The sequence below is a fragment of the Pseudomonas sp. IT-P12 genome, assembly GCF_949767465.1.
In the GTDB taxonomy this organism is placed as follows: Bacteria; Pseudomonadota; Gammaproteobacteria; order Pseudomonadales; family Pseudomonadaceae; genus Aquipseudomonas.
Genome location: NZ_CATKPY010000027.1, coordinates 287651 through 303066 on the forward strand (window position 1 = coordinate 287651; position 15416 = coordinate 303066).

14 protein-coding genes and 1 tRNA gene are annotated in these 15416 nt (G+C 61.2%); 8 read left to right on the forward strand and 7 right to left on the reverse strand.

The window, feature by feature from the left end:
• Positions 1-8 precede the first annotated feature (8 nt).
• The 8 genes from ACM6IM_RS28205 to ACM6IM_RS28240 all read left to right on the forward strand — a co-directional run bounded on the left by ACM6IM_RS28205 (position 9) and on the right by ACM6IM_RS28240 (position 9635).
• A complete protein-coding gene (locus ACM6IM_RS28205) occupies positions 9-371 on the forward strand; it encodes a DUF5064 family protein (RefSeq protein WP_414866905.1) in 363 nt (120 codons plus the stop codon).
• A 141-nt stretch (positions 372-512) separates the two neighbouring features.
• Complete coding sequence (locus ACM6IM_RS28210; protein ID WP_201193448.1) at positions 513-2021, forward strand: sigma-54-dependent transcriptional regulator; 1509 nt, start codon at positions 513-515, stop codon at positions 2019-2021.
• A 429-nt stretch (positions 2022-2450) separates the two neighbouring features.
• Positions 2451-2834 carry a glycine cleavage system protein GcvH gene (gene gcvH / locus ACM6IM_RS28215; RefSeq protein WP_192305586.1) on the forward strand — a complete coding sequence of 128 codons (384 nt, stop codon included), beginning with the start codon at positions 2451-2453 and terminating at the stop codon, positions 2832-2834.
• 11 nt (positions 2835-2845) lie between these two features.
• The gene (gene gcvP / locus ACM6IM_RS28220; protein WP_414866906.1) at positions 2846-5698 is read left to right on the forward strand and encodes an aminomethyl-transferring glycine dehydrogenase; all 2853 of its coding nucleotides are present in this window, start codon (positions 2846-2848) and stop codon (positions 5696-5698) included.
• Positions 5699-5899: 201 nt separating this feature from the next.
• Positions 5900-7276 carry an L-serine ammonia-lyase gene (locus tag ACM6IM_RS28225; RefSeq protein ID WP_192305582.1) on the forward strand — a complete coding sequence of 459 codons (1377 nt, stop codon included), beginning with the start codon at positions 5900-5902 and terminating at the stop codon, positions 7274-7276.
• A gap of 33 nt (positions 7277-7309) precedes the next feature.
• The gene (gcvT, locus tag ACM6IM_RS28230; protein ID WP_414866907.1) at positions 7310-8434 is read left to right on the forward strand and encodes a glycine cleavage system aminomethyltransferase GcvT; all 1125 of its coding nucleotides are present in this window, start codon (positions 7310-7312) and stop codon (positions 8432-8434) included.
• A gap of 403 nt (positions 8435-8837) precedes the next feature.
• Positions 8838-9050 (forward strand): cold-shock protein, encoded by a 213-nt coding sequence (locus ACM6IM_RS28235; RefSeq protein ID WP_003175786.1) that lies wholly within the window; start codon positions 8838-8840, stop codon positions 9048-9050.
• Positions 9051-9146: 96 nt separating this feature from the next.
• Positions 9147-9635 (forward strand): RDD family protein, encoded by a 489-nt coding sequence (locus ACM6IM_RS28240; protein WP_192305577.1) that lies wholly within the window; start codon positions 9147-9149, stop codon positions 9633-9635.
• A 120-nt stretch (positions 9636-9755) separates the two neighbouring features.
• Here ACM6IM_RS28240 and nadA read toward each other — a convergent pair whose 3' ends face one another.
• The 7 genes from nadA to tolB all read right to left on the reverse strand — a co-directional run bounded on the left by nadA (position 9756) and on the right by tolB (position 15405).
• Positions 9756-10814 (reverse strand): quinolinate synthase NadA, encoded by a 1059-nt coding sequence (gene nadA / locus ACM6IM_RS28245; protein WP_192305575.1) that lies wholly within the window; start codon positions 10812-10814, stop codon positions 9756-9758.
• Between the two features lie 267 nt (positions 10815-11081).
• Positions 11082-11157, reverse strand: a tRNA-Lys gene (locus tag ACM6IM_RS28250).
• A gap of 63 nt (positions 11158-11220) precedes the next feature.
• Positions 11221-11913, reverse strand: a complete 693-nt coding sequence (gene queC, locus ACM6IM_RS28255; RefSeq protein WP_414866908.1) for a 7-cyano-7-deazaguanine synthase QueC — start codon at positions 11911-11913, stop codon at positions 11221-11223.
• A gap of 1 nt (position 11914) precedes the next feature.
• Positions 11915-12562, reverse strand: coding sequence for a 7-carboxy-7-deazaguanine synthase QueE (queE, locus tag ACM6IM_RS28260; protein ID WP_192305571.1), 648 nt, complete (start codon positions 12560-12562; stop codon positions 11915-11917).
• A 166-nt stretch (positions 12563-12728) separates the two neighbouring features.
• The gene (ybgF, locus tag ACM6IM_RS28265; protein WP_192305569.1) at positions 12729-13568 is read right to left on the reverse strand and encodes a tol-pal system protein YbgF; all 840 of its coding nucleotides are present in this window, start codon (positions 13566-13568) and stop codon (positions 12729-12731) included.
• A gap of 6 nt (positions 13569-13574) precedes the next feature.
• A complete protein-coding gene (gene pal / locus ACM6IM_RS28270; protein WP_150772357.1) occupies positions 13575-14072 on the reverse strand; it encodes a peptidoglycan-associated lipoprotein Pal in 498 nt (165 codons plus the stop codon).
• Positions 14073-14124: 52 nt separating this feature from the next.
• On the reverse strand, positions 14125-15405 hold the full coding sequence (gene tolB / locus ACM6IM_RS28275; protein WP_414866919.1) for a Tol-Pal system beta propeller repeat protein TolB: 1281 nt from the start codon (positions 15403-15405) through the stop codon (positions 14125-14127).
• Positions 15406-15416: the final 11 nt, after the last annotated feature.

The following is a 15416-nucleotide window of genomic DNA, read 5'->3' on the forward strand; positions in this document are numbered from 1 at the left end:
AACCGTCAATGGCCAAGTTCGAGCCCGGTTACTTGCACATCGAGCGTCATGCGCTGACGCCTGACGATGTCAGCTACAACCTGCACCTCAAATACGAGGTCACGCAGGACCCCAAGGAAGGCAAGGGCATGCTGTTCACCCTGCAGGGCAGCATGCAGGGCAAGGACGTGGAGGAATCGTTTTTCCTGCCCAAGGACCAGGCCTACAACTTCGCCAGCAACGTGACGAAAATCGCCGAGAAATATGGCATCCCCAAGACCCACAGCAGCATCGGCTCGGTCCACAAGCACTATGACGCGATGTTCGAGGACGTGCGCCTGCAACTGGACATGAAATCCGGTGACCCGGTCAAACCCGAGCATCTGGAGTAAACCCGCCACCGATCCGAAGTAGGAGCAAACCCGCCCCCACAGCGGATCGGTGTCCCCCTGCAAATCCCCCACGGGATTTCACCATTACCCCGCTCCAAGGCATACTTGCCACCCTCCGCTCGTCAGATTGAAAACCGCCCCATGCGTATCCACGTCAGCTTCATCGACCGCGTCGGCATTACCCAGGAAGTCCTGGCCTTGCTCGGTGGGCGCAACCTCAATCTGGATGCGGTGGAAATGGTTCCGCCCAACGTGTACATCGACGCCCCGACCCTGAGCCCCGAAGTCCTCGAAGAGCTGCGCGATGCGCTGCTCAGCGTGCGCGGCGTGCAGGCGATGACGGTGGTCGACATCCTTCCCGGCCAGCGCCGCCACTTGCAACTCGACGCCTTGCTGGCCGCCATGACCGATCCGGTCCTGGCCCTGGACAGCGTTGGCAAGGTGCTGCTGGCCAATCCGGCACTGATCGCCCTGTACGGTCGGGAGCCGGCCGGTGAAAGCGTGGCCGACCTGTTTGCCGATCCGGCGCTGCTCGACGCCCTGCTGGAACAGGGCTTCCGCTTGCCGCTGCGCGAGGTCACGGTCAACGGCCAGACCCTGTTGCTGGACGCCACGCCGATCACCGACGCCGGCGCGCTGCTGACGCTCTACCAGCCGAACCGGATTGGCGAACGCCTGTCGGCGCTGCACCACGACCATGCCGAAGGGTTCGATGCACTGATCGGCGAGTCCCCGGCGATTCGCACCCTCAAGGCCCGTGCGCAACGGGTGGCGGCGCTGGATGCGCCGTTGCTGATCCAGGGCGAAACAGGCACCGGCAAGGAGCTGGTGGCCCGCGCCTGCCACGCCATCAGCGCGCGCCACAGCGCGCCGTTCCTCGCGCTGAACTGCGCGGCATTGCCGGAGAACCTCGCCGAAAGCGAGCTGTTCGGCTATGCCCCCGGCGCCTTCACCGGCGCGCAACGGGGCGGTAAACCCGGGTTGATGGAGCTGGCGAACCAGGGCACGGTGTTTCTCGACGAAATCGGCGAAATGTCGCCGTACTTGCAGGCGAAACTGCTGCGATTCCTCAATGACGGCAGTTTCCGCCGGGTCGGTGGGGATCGCGAGGTCAAGGTCAACGTGCGCATTCTCAGTGCCACCCACCGCGACCTGGAAAAAATGGTCAGCGAAGGCACGTTCCGTGAAGACCTGTTCTATCGCCTCAATGTCCTCAACGTCGAGGTCCCGCCGCTGCGCGAACGGGGCCAGGACATCCTGCTGCTGGCCCGCTATTTCATGCAGCAGGCCTGTGCGCAGATCCAGCGCCCGGTCTGCCGACTGGCGCCCGGCACCTATCCGGCGCTGCTGGGTAACCGCTGGCCCGGCAACGTTCGGCAATTGCAGAACGTGATCTTCCGCGCCGCCGCCATCTGCGAAAGCACCCTGGTGGACATCGGCGATCTCGACATCGCCGGCACCTCCGTGGCACGCCAGAGCGACAACGACGTCGACAGCCTGGAACAGGCGGTGGAAGCGTTCGAAAAGACCCTGCTGGAAAAGCTCTACGTCAGCTACCCCTCGACACGACAACTGGCCAGCCGACTGCAGACGTCCCACACGGCCATTGCCCATCGATTGCGCAAGTATGGGATTCCCAACAAGGCATAGGCCTTCCGTCCCTGCTGTGGGAGCGAGCCTGCTCGCGAAGCGGTGTCACAGCCAACATGGTGGCGACTGACAGACCGCTTCGCGGGCAGGCTCGCTCCCACGATCATTGGGCAGTTCCTGGCCCGCTCAAAAACGACCTCCACCTGTACTGAAAGCGCTACAGCGGAACGAAATCGATACACCCCTCCCCGATCAGCGCCGTGCAAGGCTTTGATCCCGTTATGCTTTTTTCCGCGCCCCAGCCTGTAGCGATTTCGCTACACACGGGTCGGTTTGCGCGCTCACCACAAAACATAACTTATTGTTTTATAACGAAAAAACAACATTGGCCGTGTTCTTGCTAAGTATCGTCCTTATTAAAAGCAGGGCTTTTGCCCAAAAGCCTTTCAACCGCGTCCACCAGACGAGTCTGGCCCCTTAGGAGTTTCCATGAGCGAGTTGCGTTTTACTGAAGATCACGAATGGCTGCGCGCCGAAGCGGACGGCAGTGTCACCGTCGGCATCACGGCTTTCGCACAGAACGCCCTGGGCGACGTGGTTTTCGTACAACTGCCCGAGCTGCAGGCTTATGAAAAAGGCGCAGAAGCCGCCACCGTGGAGTCGGTCAAGGCCGCCAGCGGCGTGTACATGCCATTGGACGGCGACGTGCTGGAAGTCAACCCGGCACTGGACAGCAGCCCGGAACTGGTCAACGAAGACCCGCTGGGTGAAGGTTGGTTTTTCCGCTTTCAGCCGGCCGACGCCTCGGCGGTCGCCAAACTGCTGGATCAGGACGCCTACGACCGCCTGATCAAAGCCAACGCCGAAGCCTGAGGAGAACGCACATGACTCAAGTCAACCTGAGCACCGCCAACGAATTCATCGCCCGTCATATCGGCCCGCGTTCCGGCGATGAACAAGCCATGCTCAACAGCCTCGGTTTCGACTCGCTGGAAGCGTTGAGCGCCAGCGTGATCCCGGAAAGCATCAAGGGCACCAGCGTGCTCGATATGGATGACGGCCTCAGCGAAGCCGATGCCCTGGCGCTGATCAAGGGCATCGCCGCCCGCAATCAACTGTTCAAGACCTACATTGGCCAGGGTTACTACGGCACCCACACGCCGGCGCCGATCCTGCGCAACCTGCTGGAAAACCCGGCCTGGTACACCGCGTACACCCCGTACCAGCCGGAAATTTCCCAGGGCCGTCTCGAAGCGTTGCTGAACTTCCAGACCCTGATCAGCGACCTCACCGGCCTGCCGATCGCCAACGCCTCCCTGCTCGACGAAGCCACCGCTGCCGCCGAAGCCATGACCTTCTGCAAACGCCTGAGCAAGAACAAGGGCAGCCACCAGTTCTTCGCTTCCGCCCATTGCCACCCGCAGACCCTCGACGTGCTGCGCACCCGTGCCGAGCCGCTGGGTATCGACGTGGTCGTCGGTGACGAGCGCGAACTGAGCGACGTGACGCCATTCTTCGGCGCCCTGTTGCAGTACCCGGCGAGCAACGGTGACCTGTTCGACTACCGCGAACTGACCGAACGCTTCCACGCCGCCAATGCACTGGTCGCGGTCGCGGCCGACCTGCTGGCCCTGACCGTGCTCACCCCGCCAGGCGAGTTCGGCGCCGACGTGGCCATCGGCAGCGCGCAGCGCTTTGGCGTACCGCTGGGCTTCGGTGGCCCGCATGCGGCCTACTTCTCCACCAAGGATGCGTTCAAGCGCGACATGCCGGGCCGTCTGGTCGGCGTGTCCGTGGACCGTTTCGGCAAGCCGGCCCTGCGCCTGGCCATGCAGACCCGCGAGCAACACATCCGTCGCGAGAAAGCCACCAGCAACATCTGCACCGCACAAGTACTGCTGGCCAACATCGCCAGCATGTACGCGGTCTACCACGGCCCCAAAGGCCTGACGCAGATCGCCCAGCGCATCCATCACCTGACCGCGATTCTGGCCAAAGGCCTGAGCGCCCTGGGCCTGGTCGTCGAGCAAGCCCACTTCTTCGATACCCTGACGCTGAACACCGGCGCGAACACTGCCCGCCTGCACGACAAGGCGCGCGCCCAGCAGATCAACCTGCGCGTGGTCGACGCCGAACGCCTGGGCCTGTCCCTGGACGAAACCAGCACCCAGGCCGATGTCGAAACCCTGTGGGCCCTGCTGTCTGAAGGCAAAGCGCTGCCGGACTTCGCTGCGCTCGCTGCCGCGGTACAAAGCACCGTCCCGGCCGCGCTGGTTCGCCAGTCGCCGATCCTCAGCCACCCGGTGTTCAACCGTTATCACTCGGAAACCGAGCTGATGCGCTACCTGCGCAAGCTCGCCGACAAGGACCTGGCGCTCGACCGCACCATGATCCCGTTGGGCTCCTGCACCATGAAACTCAACGCAGCCAGCGAAATGATCCCGGTGACCTGGGCCGAATTCGGCGCCCTGCACCCGTTCGCGCCGGCCGAGCAAAGCGCCGGTTACCAGCAACTGACCGACGAACTGGAAGCGATGCTCTGTGCCGCCACCGGCTACGACTCGATTTCGCTGCAACCGAACGCCGGTTCGCAAGGTGAGTACGCGGGCCTGCTGGCGATTCGCGCCTACCACCAGAGCCGTGGTGAAGACCGTCGCGACATCTGCCTGATCCCGTCGTCCGCCCATGGCACCAACCCGGCCACCGCCCAGATGGCCGGCATGCGTGTCGTGGTCACCGCGTGCGATGCCCGTGGCAACGTCGATATCGAAGACCTGCGCGCCAAGGCCATCGAGCACCGCGAGCACCTTGCCGCACTGATGATCACCTACCCGTCGACCCACGGCGTGTTCGAGGAAGGCATCCGCGAAATCTGCGGCATCATTCATGACAACGGCGGCCAGGTGTACATCGACGGCGCCAACATGAACGCAATGGTCGGCCTCTGCGCACCGGGCAAGTTCGGCGGCGACGTCTCGCACCTGAACCTGCACAAGACGTTCTGCATTCCCCACGGCGGTGGCGGCCCGGGCGTCGGCCCGATTGGCGTGAAATCGCACCTGGCGCCATTCCTGCCGGGCCACGCGCAGATGGAACGCAAGGAAGGCGCGGTCTGCGCAGCGCCGTTCGGCAGCGCGAGCATCCTGCCAATCACCTGGATGTACATCCGGATGATGGGTGGCGCCGGCCTCAAGCGGGCTTCGCAACTGGCGATCCTCAACGCCAACTACATTTCCCGTCGACTCGAAGAGCACTACCCGGTGCTGTACACCGGCAGCAACGGCCTGGTGGCGCACGAATGCATCCTCGACCTGCGCCCGCTCAAGGACAGCAGCGGCATCAGCGTCGACGACGTGGCCAAGCGCCTGATCGACTTCGGCTTCCACGCCCCGACCATGTCGTTCCCGGTCGCAGGCACGTTGATGATCGAGCCGACCGAAAGTGAATCCAAGGAAGAACTGGACCGCTTCTGCGACGCCATGATCCGCATCCGCGAAGAAATCCGCGCGGTGGAAAACGGCACCCTGGACAAGGACGACAACCCGCTGAAAAACGCCCCGCACACCGCAGCGGAGCTGGTCGGCGAGTGGTCGCACCCATACACCCGCGAGCAGGCGGTGTACCCGGTTGCATCGTTGGTCGAAGGCAAATACTGGCCGCCGGTCGGTCGCGTCGACAACGTCTTCGGCGATCGCAACCTGGTGTGCGCCTGCCCGTCGATCGAAAGCTACGCTTAAACCTGTGTGGGGCGGTCAATCCGCCCCACTCGAGAACACCGCCTACCCCCTGTGGGAGCGGGCTTGCTCGCGAATGCGCTGGATCAGCCACCCTCAATGTTGTCTGACCCGCCACATTCGCGAGCAAGCCCGCTCCCACAAGGGTTCATGTAACACCTCAGGCTTGCGCCAATTCCCATAACAAGAAACCGGAGAACAACCATGTCTTTAAGCGTGTTCGACCTGTTCAAGATTGGCATCGGCCCTTCCAGCTCCCACACTGTCGGCCCGATGCGCGCCGCTGCGCGGTTTGCCGAAGGGTTGCGCCGTGAAGGCCTGCTGGGCGCCACCGCGAGCGTCAGGGTCGAGCTCTACGGCTCGCTCGGCGCCACGGGCAAGGGCCACGGCAGCGACAAAGCCGTGTTGCTGGGTCTGGAAGGCGAACACCCGGATACCGTGAACACCGAAACCGTGGCCGCCCGCCTGCAGGACATTCGGGGCCATGGTCGCTTGAACCTGCTCGGCGAACACAGCATCGCGTTCAACGAGAAAGAACACCTGGCGATGATCCGCAAGCCGTTGGCCTATCACCCCAACGGCATGATCTTTCGCGCATTCGACGCTGCGGGCCTGCAAATCCGCAGCCGCGAGTACTACTCGGTCGGCGGCGGTTTCGTGGTCGATGAAGACGCTGCCGGCGCCGACCGTATCGTCGAAGACGCCACCGTGCTGACCTTTCCGTTCAAAAGCGCCAAGGACCTGCTCGGTCATTGCAGCACCTACGGCTTGTCGATCAGCCAGGTGATGCTGACCAATGAAAGCGCCTGGCGCCCGGAAGCGGAAACCCGCGCCGGCCTGCTGAAAATCTGGCAAGTGATGCAAGACTGCGTCGACGCCGGCTGCCGCAACGAGGGCATTCTGCCCGGGGGGCTGAAGGTCAAGCGCCGAGCCGCGGCGCTGCATCGCCAACTGTGCAAGAACCCGGAATCTTCGCTGCGCGACCCGCTGTCGGTGCTCGACTGGGTCAATCTGTACGCCCTGGCGGTCAACGAAGAAAACGCCAACGGCGGGCGCGTGGTGACGGCGCCCACCAATGGTGCAGCGGGCATCGTCCCGGCCGTCTTGCACTACTACATGCGCTTCATCCCCGGCGCCAACGAAGACGGGGTCGTGCGCTTCCTGCTGACGGCTGCCGCCATCGGCATTCTCTACAAGGAAAACGCCTCGATCTCCGGTGCCGAAGTCGGCTGCCAGGGCGAGGTCGGCGTCGCCTGTTCGATGGCGGCCGGCGCGTTGTGCGAAGTGCTGGGCGGCAGCGTGCAGCAAGTGGAAAACGCCGCCGAAATCGGCATGGAACATAACCTCGGCCTGACCTGCGACCCGATTGGCGGGCTGGTGCAGGTCCCTTGCATCGAGCGCAACGCCATGGGCTCGGTCAAGGCCATCAACGCGGTGCGCATGGCCATGCGCGGCGACGGGCAACATTTCGTCTCGCTCGACAAGGTCATCCGCACCATGCGCCAGACCGGCGCCGACATGAAAAGCAAATACAAGGAAACCGCCCGTGGCGGTTTGGCGGTCAACATTATCGAGTGCTGATGCACGCATCCGCACGATCTACAGGAGCTGGATATGTCCACCGAACAACTGTTGAAAACCCCGTTGCACGCACTGCACATCGAACTCGGCGCCCGCATGGTGCCGTTCGCCGGCTACGACATGCCAGTGCAATACCCGCTGGGCGTGATGAAGGAACACCAGCACACCCGCGACCAGGCCGGGCTGTTCGACGTCTCGCACATGGGTCAGATCCGTCTGAGCGGCGCCAATGCCGCCAAGGCCCTGGAAAGCCTGGTGCCGGTGGACATCCTCGACCTGCCCGTGGGCATGCAGCGTTACGCCATGTTCACCAACGAAACCGGCGGCATCCTCGATGACCTGATGGTCGCCAACCTGGGCAACGACGAACTGTTCCTGGTGGTCAACGCCGCGTGCAAGGAGCAGGACCTGGCGCACCTGCGCCAGCACATTGGCGAGCAATGCCGCATCGAACCGCTGTTCGAAGAGCGTGCACTGCTGGCGTTGCAGGGCCCGGCCGCTGTGACCGTGCTCGCACGCCTGGCGCCGGAAGTGGCGAAGATGACCTTCATGCAATTCACCCGCGTGAAACTGCTGGGCGTGGACAGCTTCGTCAGCCGCTCGGGTTACACCGGTGAAGACGGTTTCGAAATCTCCGTACCGGCCGCCAGCGCCGAAGCCCTGGCCCGCGCCCTCTTGGCCGAACCGGAAGTCGAGGCCATCGGCCTGGGTGCCCGGGACTCGTTGCGCCTGGAAGCCGGCCTGTGCCTCTACGGTCACGACATGAATACCGACACCAGCCCCATCGAAGCGAGCCTGCTGTGGGCCATCTCCAAGCCACGACGTGCCGATGGCGCACGTGCCGGCGGCTTCCCCGGTGCCGACGCGATCTTCGCCCAGCAGCAAAATGGCGTCAGCCGCAAGCGCGTCGGCCTGTTGCCTCAGGAACGCACCCCGGTGCGTGAAGGCGCGGACATCGTCAACGAAGCGGGCGACATCATCGGCGGCGTGTGCAGCGGCGGCTTCGGCCCGACCCTGGGCGGTCCGCTGGCCATGGGTTACCTCGACAGCGGCTACACCGCCATCGACACGCCCGTCTGGGCGATCGTACGTGGGAAAAAGGTATCGTTGCTTGTAAGCAAAATGCCATTTGTTCCACAACGCTACTATCGTGGTTGATTGACTGTTTCTATAAGTAACGCGGTTGCGTTAACAGTGCACTAATGTGTAACGCAACCGCCATAAAACAGTGCATTATTCGAGTATGACCTTCGTTTATGAACGTTGCTTATAACGATCGAAAACGATTGAACGATATCCTCGAATAAGAGGGCTCTAGTGCACTGACTAACGCGACCAACCCGAGCAAAACCGGGCCTCTCACAGGGCTTGTTTTTTCTCCCATAGTTGGCGTAGAGTTTGTTCACTGTGTTTGCATGGGTCGCTTGGAATCGTGACCTGGGCAGTAGCCTACAAAGTTAGCTACATCCCGTTCGACGTCTTCTTACTCTCCTGCAACCAGCCCCAGTACTCTTTCATGAGAAGGAGGCTGTCATTAATTTAGCGTCAAAGGAAATAAGAAATGTCCCAACGTCAGAGCGGTACCGTCAAGTGGTTTAACGACGAGAAAGGTTTTGGTTTTATCACTCCAGAAAGCGGTCCGGATCTGTTCGTGCATTTCCGCGCTATCCAGGGCAACGGCTTCAAGAGCCTGAAAGAAGGCCAGAAAGTGACTTTCGTCGCCGTGCAAGGCCAGAAAGGCATGCAGGCTGACGAAGTACAAGCAGAAGCCTGATCTTCTGTAACGAAAAAGCCCCTGATGCTGACATCAGGGGCTTTTTTGTGCGCGTAAATCCGTAAAATGGGCTTCTTTTTTCCAGGGACCCCTGTCATGTCGAAACACCTGCTCAAACCACAGGGCGATTTTCCCGCCGCGACCCTGGGTCGTCGCCTGGCAGCGATGTTCTATGACTTCCTGCTGTGCACCGCCCTGCTGATCGTGACCAGCGGCCTCTACAAGATGATCCAGATGGCGATCATCGGCGAGGACAGGATGCGCGCACTCACCGAAGCCGGTGCGCTGGACGGCGACCCGTTGCTCTCGACCGTGCTGCTGTTCGTGCTGTTCGGTTTCTTCGCCAAGTTCTGGACCCTGTCCGGTCAGACACTGGGCATGCAGGTGTGGTGCATCCGCGTGCAAAACGCCGACGGCTCATCCATCAGCCTGTGGCAGGCGTTGTTGCGTTTTATCGTGTCCATCGCATCACTGCTGTGCGTTGGCCTCGGGTTCTTCTGGTCGCTGTTCGATAAACAGAAACGCAGCTGGCATGACATGTACTCGGGCACCGAACTGGTGCGGATTCCGAAGAAGACCAAATAATCTACAGCGTCAAAACCATTGTGGGAGCGGACTTGCTGGCGAATGCATCAGTCAGCGCCTAAGTCGACTGACGGCCTTCGCGAGCAAGCCCGCTCCCACATTTTTACCGACTGACGGACGTTACGCGTTACCCGCCAGCTTCATCCGTGCGGCCTGAGTGAAATCCAGCATGCGCTTGAGCGGGCGGATCGCCTGGGGAATCAATGCCGGGTCGACAAAGATCTCGTTGCTCCCCTCTTTCAGGCACTTGAGCGTGCGCTCAAGCGTATTCATCGCCATCCATGGGCAATGTGCACAACTGCGGCACGCCGCGCCATTACCGGCCGTAGGCGCCTCGATAAAGACCTTGTCCGGGCACAGCTGCTGCATCTTGTAGAAGATGCCGCGGTCAGTGGCAACGATCAGCGTCTTGTTCGGCAGGCTTTGGGCCGCAGCGATCAGTTGACTGGTCGAGCCGACGGCATCCGCCAGTTCGATCACCGACGTGGGCGACTCCGGGTGCACCAGGATTGCGGCATCCGGGTACAGCGCCTTCATGTCTTCGAGCTGCTTGGACTTGAACTCTTCGTGAACGATGCAGGCACCGTCCCACAGCAGCATGTCCGCACCGGTCTGGCGCTGGATGTAGGTGCCCAGGTGCTTGTCCGGGCCCCAGATGATCGTTTCGCCGTTATCCATCAGGCTTTCGACGATCTCCAGCGCGCAGCTGGAGGTCACGACCCAGTCCGCCCGGGCTTTGACCGCGGCCGACGTATTGGCATACACCACCACGGTACGTTCCGGGTGCTGATCGCAGAACGCCGAGAACTCATCCACCGGGCAACCCAAGTCCAGCGAACAGGTCGCTTCCAGCGTCGGCATCAGCACGCGTTTCTCGGGGTTGAGAATCTTGGCGGTTTCACCCATGAACTTGACGCCGGCGACCACCACGGTCTTGGCCGGGTGAGCATTGCCGAAGCGGGCCATCTCCAGGGAGTCGGAAACGCAGCCCCCGGTCTCCTCGGCCAGCGCCTGGATGATCGGATCACAGTAGAAGTGGGCCACCAGCACCGCGTCCTGAGCCTTGAGCTCAGCAGCGATAGCGGCACGGTAGTAAGCCTCTTCCTCAACCGTCAGCGGTTTGGGCTGTTTGGCATCGAGGTGGGCTTGAACCAGAAGGCGTTCGGAAATCTGCGTCATGTTCGCAAGACCTGCAGGCGCTTTCGCGCGAAAGTCGAGTATACACCCGGCTCCGGACCCATCGGGGCACCGCCGGGAAAGTGGGTATTCATCAGGCACGGTGAAGCTGCGCAAGGCTACAGAATATCCGGTGGATGCAAAAGAGGGATTATGACCTGCGTCACGCGGCACAGCCGCAGACGGGGCCAACCTTAAATCGCAGGCAAAAAAAAATCCGGAAATCCTCACTTGCGTGGGCCTTCCAGACTTTTAAAACTGCTACAAAAATGGTGGGTCGTGTGGGATTCGAACCTACGACCAATTGGTTAAAAGCCAACTGCTCTACCAACTGAGCTAACGACCCGCTGTGTGGTGGCGCGTATAATACTGATTTTTAACGGTTATTCAACACCTTATTTGAAATAAATCAAAAATAAGGGGTCGGATCACTGATTCCGGCCGCTGCGAAGCCTTCCGCACGCAATCTGCAGCTGTCGCATTTGCCACATGCACGCCCCGCATTGTCCGCCTGGTAGCAGGAAACGGTGAGGCCATAATCAACGCCAAGCTTCACACCCGCCTCGACGATTTGCGCCTTGCTCAAGTTCTGCAGGGGGGCCTGGATCCGGAAGCCGTTGCCCTCGACCCCGGCCTTGGTTGCCAGGTTGGCCATGCGCTCGAAGGACTCGATGAACTCGGGGCGGCAGTCCGGGTATCCGGAGTAATCGACGGCGTTCACGCCGATAAAAATGTCACGCGCACCCAGCACTTCTGCCCAGCCCAGGGCCAGCGACAGAAACACCGTGTTGCGGGCCGGCACATACGTCACCGGGATACCTTCACCGGCCTCCTCCGGAATGTCGATGCGGGTGTCGGTCAGCGCCGAACCGCCGATACCGTTCAGGTTCAGGCCGATGACCTTGTGCTCGACCACACCCAGGTCCCGGGCGACGCGTTCGGCAGCGTGCAATTCCGCGTGGGAACGCTGGCCGTAGTCGAAACTCATGGTGTAGCACTGGTAGCCTTGCGCGCGCGCCATGGCCACCACCGTTGCCGAATCCAGCCCGCCGGACAGCAGGATGACCGCGCGTTTTTCCGCAGTTTGGGTTTGTTCAGTCATATCAGCGCCCCGGCTCGTCGTTCCAAAGATATTTATGCAGCTGCAATTGCAAACGGACCGGCAGGTTGTCGGCCACCACCCAATCCGCCAGATCCCGAGCATTCAGGTCATGGTGACTGGGTGAAAACAGGACCTCACCGGCACGTCGCTCCAGTCCATACTGAATCAGTTTGGACACTGCCCAGTCATAGTCTTCGCGTGAGCAGATGACAAACTTCACCTGATCGTTGGGCGTGAGCAGTTCGATGTTCTCGTAGCGGTTGCGGTGCGCTTCCTTCGAATCCGGGGTCTTGAGGTCGACGACCCGGCTGACCCGTGGATCGACCGCCGAGATGTCCAGTGCGCCACTGGTTTCCAGTGACACCTCGTAACCGGCGTCGCACAGTTGCTTGAGCAAGGGGATGGCGTTCGGCTGCGCCAACGGCTCACCGCCGGTGACACAGACGTAGCGCGGGCGAAAGCCGGCCACCTGTTCGAGGATGTCGTCGAGGGTGCGTACGGTCCCGCCCGAAAACGCATAGGCGCTGTCGCAGTATTGGCAACGCAATGGGCAACCGGTCAAGCGCACAAAAACCGTGGGCAGCCCGGCAGTCCGCGTTTCCCCCTGCAACGAGTAGAAAACTTCGGTGATTCTCAATGTGTCTTGCATAGTCGCCACGGGCGTAACAGCTAAACAGGCTGTCCGCCTCCGTCAGGCACTTCAAGGAACCCCGCCAACGCGCAGATCCCAAAAAGCGTGTTTCATAAAAAGGGCGTGAATTCTAACGAAAAAACCCGCGACAAGCGCGGGTTTCTTCGAAACAGCTCAAGCCATCCTACATGCGCTGCAGATCGCGTTGGGCCAACTGAGCAGCGGAAGTGCCCGGATACTGCGACACAACCTGTTGCAGAATGCCTTTGACCTTGTCCTGGTGACCCAGGCGGCGTTCTACGTCAGCCAGCTTGTACAGCGAGTCAGGCACTTTATTGTGCTTGGGGTACAGCTGCGAAACCTTGGCAAAGGCTTGACCTGCACCTTGCAGATCGCCTTTGGCCAGGTTCACTTCGCCCAGCCAGTACTGGGCGTTGCCGGCGTACTGACTGTTCGGGTATTTACGCAGGAAAGCGCTGAAAGCCTGGCTGGCCTTGTCGAAGTCCTTGGCCTTGATCAGGTCGAAGGCTGCATCGTAGTACAGTTTTTCCTTCGCCGGGTCAGCCGGTTCACTACCGGCGGCAGGCGCTTGGGTGGCAGCGCCGGCCGCTCCGGCGCCTGCTGCGGCACCGGGGGCGTTCAAGTCGCCACCGGTGGAAGAATTCTCGGGAGTCGCGGCAGGTGCAACGCCGGATCCGATGCGCCGATCAAGATCCTGGTATCGCTCCAGGGATTCCTGCTTCATGCGCGTAACCTGATTCTGCAGTTCCTCAATCACACCTTGCTGGCGCGATATCTGATCCTGCATTTGTTGCAGTTGGTTGAACAGCATGCCCTGTGCCGAGGCAGGAGCCGAAGCCCCTCCCCCGGCATAGGCGCCGTTCGTACCGTAACCTGCAGGCGGATAACTGCTCCCGCTATTGTTATAGCCGGAGTTGTCCTCGACCACAGGAACCGCAGCCCACACCGCAAGCGGTGCGAGACTGAGAGCCAATACAGTTACAGCACGACGGCACGTTCGCATGACGAATTACTTACGCAGTTCGACGCGACGGTTTTGAGCCCAGGACTGCTCGTCGTTGCCGGTAGCAACTGGACGCTCTTCGCCGTAGGAAACCAGTTCCAGCTGAGCTGGGGAAACACCTTGCAGTACCAGGTAGCGCTGAACGGCTTTCGCACGACGCTCGCCCAGTGCCATGTTGTACTCACGAGTACCACGTTCGTCGGTGTTGCCTTCCAGAACAACGCGAGCGCCGTTTGCTTTCAGGTCCTTGGCGTGAACGTCCAGGGAGCGCATGGCTTCTGGCTTCAGGTCCGAGCTGTCGTATTCGAAGTAGAAGGTGGTGATTGCGCGCAGAGCAGCTTCTTCGCTCAGGGAGCCGTCAACAGCACCAGTGTTAGCGCCGTAACCAGCGTTTGGATCAACAGCGCCTTCACCGGCGTTGTCGCCGCCTTTGGACGAGCAACCTACAGCTACAGCCATGGCCAGAGCCAGCGCAGCAAATTTACCAAACTTCAGCATTTCCATCGTGAAACTCCTAATGAACCCCAGTGTGTTAAGTAAAACGTGTAGCGCCGCGTCAGTTCAGGTAAGGGGACCAGGAAGGTTCTCTGACTTCGCCTTGTGCGGTAGGAAGCGGGAGCCTTACGCGTCCGTTGATGGACACGAGCATCAAGACTCCCCGGCCCTGCTGGCGGGTGGCGTAGATTACCATGGTGCCGTTGGGCGCAACAGTAGGCGACTCGTCCAGAGTGCTATCAGTGAGGATTTTTACACTTCCCCGCTGCAGATCCTGGGCCGCCACCTTGAAATTGGTGAAGCCGTCCTGGCGGTGAATCATCACCAGGGTCTTTTCATCAGCCGACAGTTTCGGGTTGGCGTTGTAGTTACCGACAAAGGTCACACGCTCCGCACCGCCACCGCCCACGCTGGTCTTGTAGATCTGAGGCTTGCCGCCACGGTCCGACGTGAAGTAGATGGTCGAGCCGTCCTTGCCCCAGAACGGTTCGGTGTTGATGCCGGGACCGTTGGTGACACGGGAGATCTGACGCGAACCCAGGTTCATCACATAAATATCCGGGTTGCCGTCCTTGGACAGTACGAACGCCAGGCGATTGCCATCCGGCGACCAGGCAGGCGCACCGTTCAGGCCTTCGAAGTTGGTGAGCTGCTCACGGCGACCGGTGTCGATGTTCTGCATGAAGATACGCGGACGCTTCTGCTCGAACGAAACATAGGCGATGCGCTTGCCATCCGGGGCGAAACGCGGCGACAGGATCGGCTCGCGCGATTGCAGCAGGGTCACGGCGCGGGCGCCGTCATAGTCCGAACGCTGCAGCGTGTAGCGCGTGTTCTTCTCGGAGAAACGTTCTGCCGTCACATACAACAGACGCGTGGAGAACGCCCCCTTGATACCGGTGAGCTTTTCGAACGACTGGTCGGAGATGTAGTGCGCCATGTCGCGCAGTTGATCGCCCCCCCCCGAGACACTGCCGGTCAGCACTTGCTGCTCGGTCGCGACGTTGAACAGGGCGTACTGGACCTGCAGGCGACCGCCCGCCGGAACGATGCTGCCGACCATGACGTACTGGGCACCCAGCGCCTTGAAGTCACGGAAGATGATTTCGCTGGCCTGGCTCGGCTGGCTGATCATGTTCTGCTTTGGAATCGGCGCGTAGTAACCCGAGTTGCGCAGGTCATTACCGATGATTTCGGCCATGTCATCCGGCAGCACGCTGCCGCCCTGGAAACCGAACGGTACGACTGCAATCGGGGTCGCCCGATCGCTGCCGCTGGTCACCAGAATGTTTTTCTCATCGGCCATCGCCATCCCTGCCATGCAGCAGATAACGACCAGCATTCCTCGAAGAA

Bases quoted from the DNA above. Each gene is read 5' to 3' on its own strand.
- ACM6IM_RS28205 (WP_414866905.1), top strand. From the start codon at position 9: ATGGCCAAGTTCGAGCCCGGTTACTTGCACATCGAGCGTCATGCGCTG.
- ACM6IM_RS28210 (WP_201193448.1), top strand. From the start codon at position 513: ATGCGTATCCACGTCAGCTTCATCGACCGCGTCGGCATTACCCAGGAA.
- gcvH (WP_192305586.1), top strand. From the start codon at position 2,451: ATGAGCGAGTTGCGTTTTACTGAAGATCACGAATGGCTGCGCGCCGAA.
- gcvP (WP_414866906.1), top strand. From the start codon at position 2,846: ATGACTCAAGTCAACCTGAGCACCGCCAACGAATTCATCGCCCGTCAT.
- ACM6IM_RS28225 (WP_192305582.1), top strand. From the start codon at position 5,900: ATGTCTTTAAGCGTGTTCGACCTGTTCAAGATTGGCATCGGCCCTTCC.
- gcvT (WP_414866907.1), top strand. From the start codon at position 7,310: ATGTCCACCGAACAACTGTTGAAAACCCCGTTGCACGCACTGCACATC.
- ACM6IM_RS28235 (WP_003175786.1), top strand. From the start codon at position 8,838: ATGTCCCAACGTCAGAGCGGTACCGTCAAGTGGTTTAACGACGAGAAA.
- ACM6IM_RS28240 (WP_192305577.1), top strand. From the start codon at position 9,147: ATGTCGAAACACCTGCTCAAACCACAGGGCGATTTTCCCGCCGCGACC.
- nadA (WP_192305575.1), bottom strand. From the start codon at position 10,814: ATGACGCAGATTTCCGAACGCCTTCTGGTTCAAGCCCACCTCGATGCC.
- queC (WP_414866908.1), bottom strand. From the start codon at position 11,913: ATGACTGAACAAACCCAAACTGCGGAAAAACGCGCGGTCATCCTGCTG.
- queE (WP_192305571.1), bottom strand. From the start codon at position 12,562: ATGCAAGACACATTGAGAATCACCGAAGTTTTCTACTCGTTGCAGGGG.
- ybgF (WP_192305569.1), bottom strand. From the start codon at position 13,568: ATGCGAACGTGCCGTCGTGCTGTAACTGTATTGGCTCTCAGTCTCGCA.
- pal (WP_150772357.1), bottom strand. From the start codon at position 14,072: ATGGAAATGCTGAAGTTTGGTAAATTTGCTGCGCTGGCTCTGGCCATG.
- tolB (WP_414866919.1), bottom strand. From the start codon at position 15,405: ATGCTGGTCGTTATCTGCTGCATGGCAGGGATGGCGATGGCCGATGAG.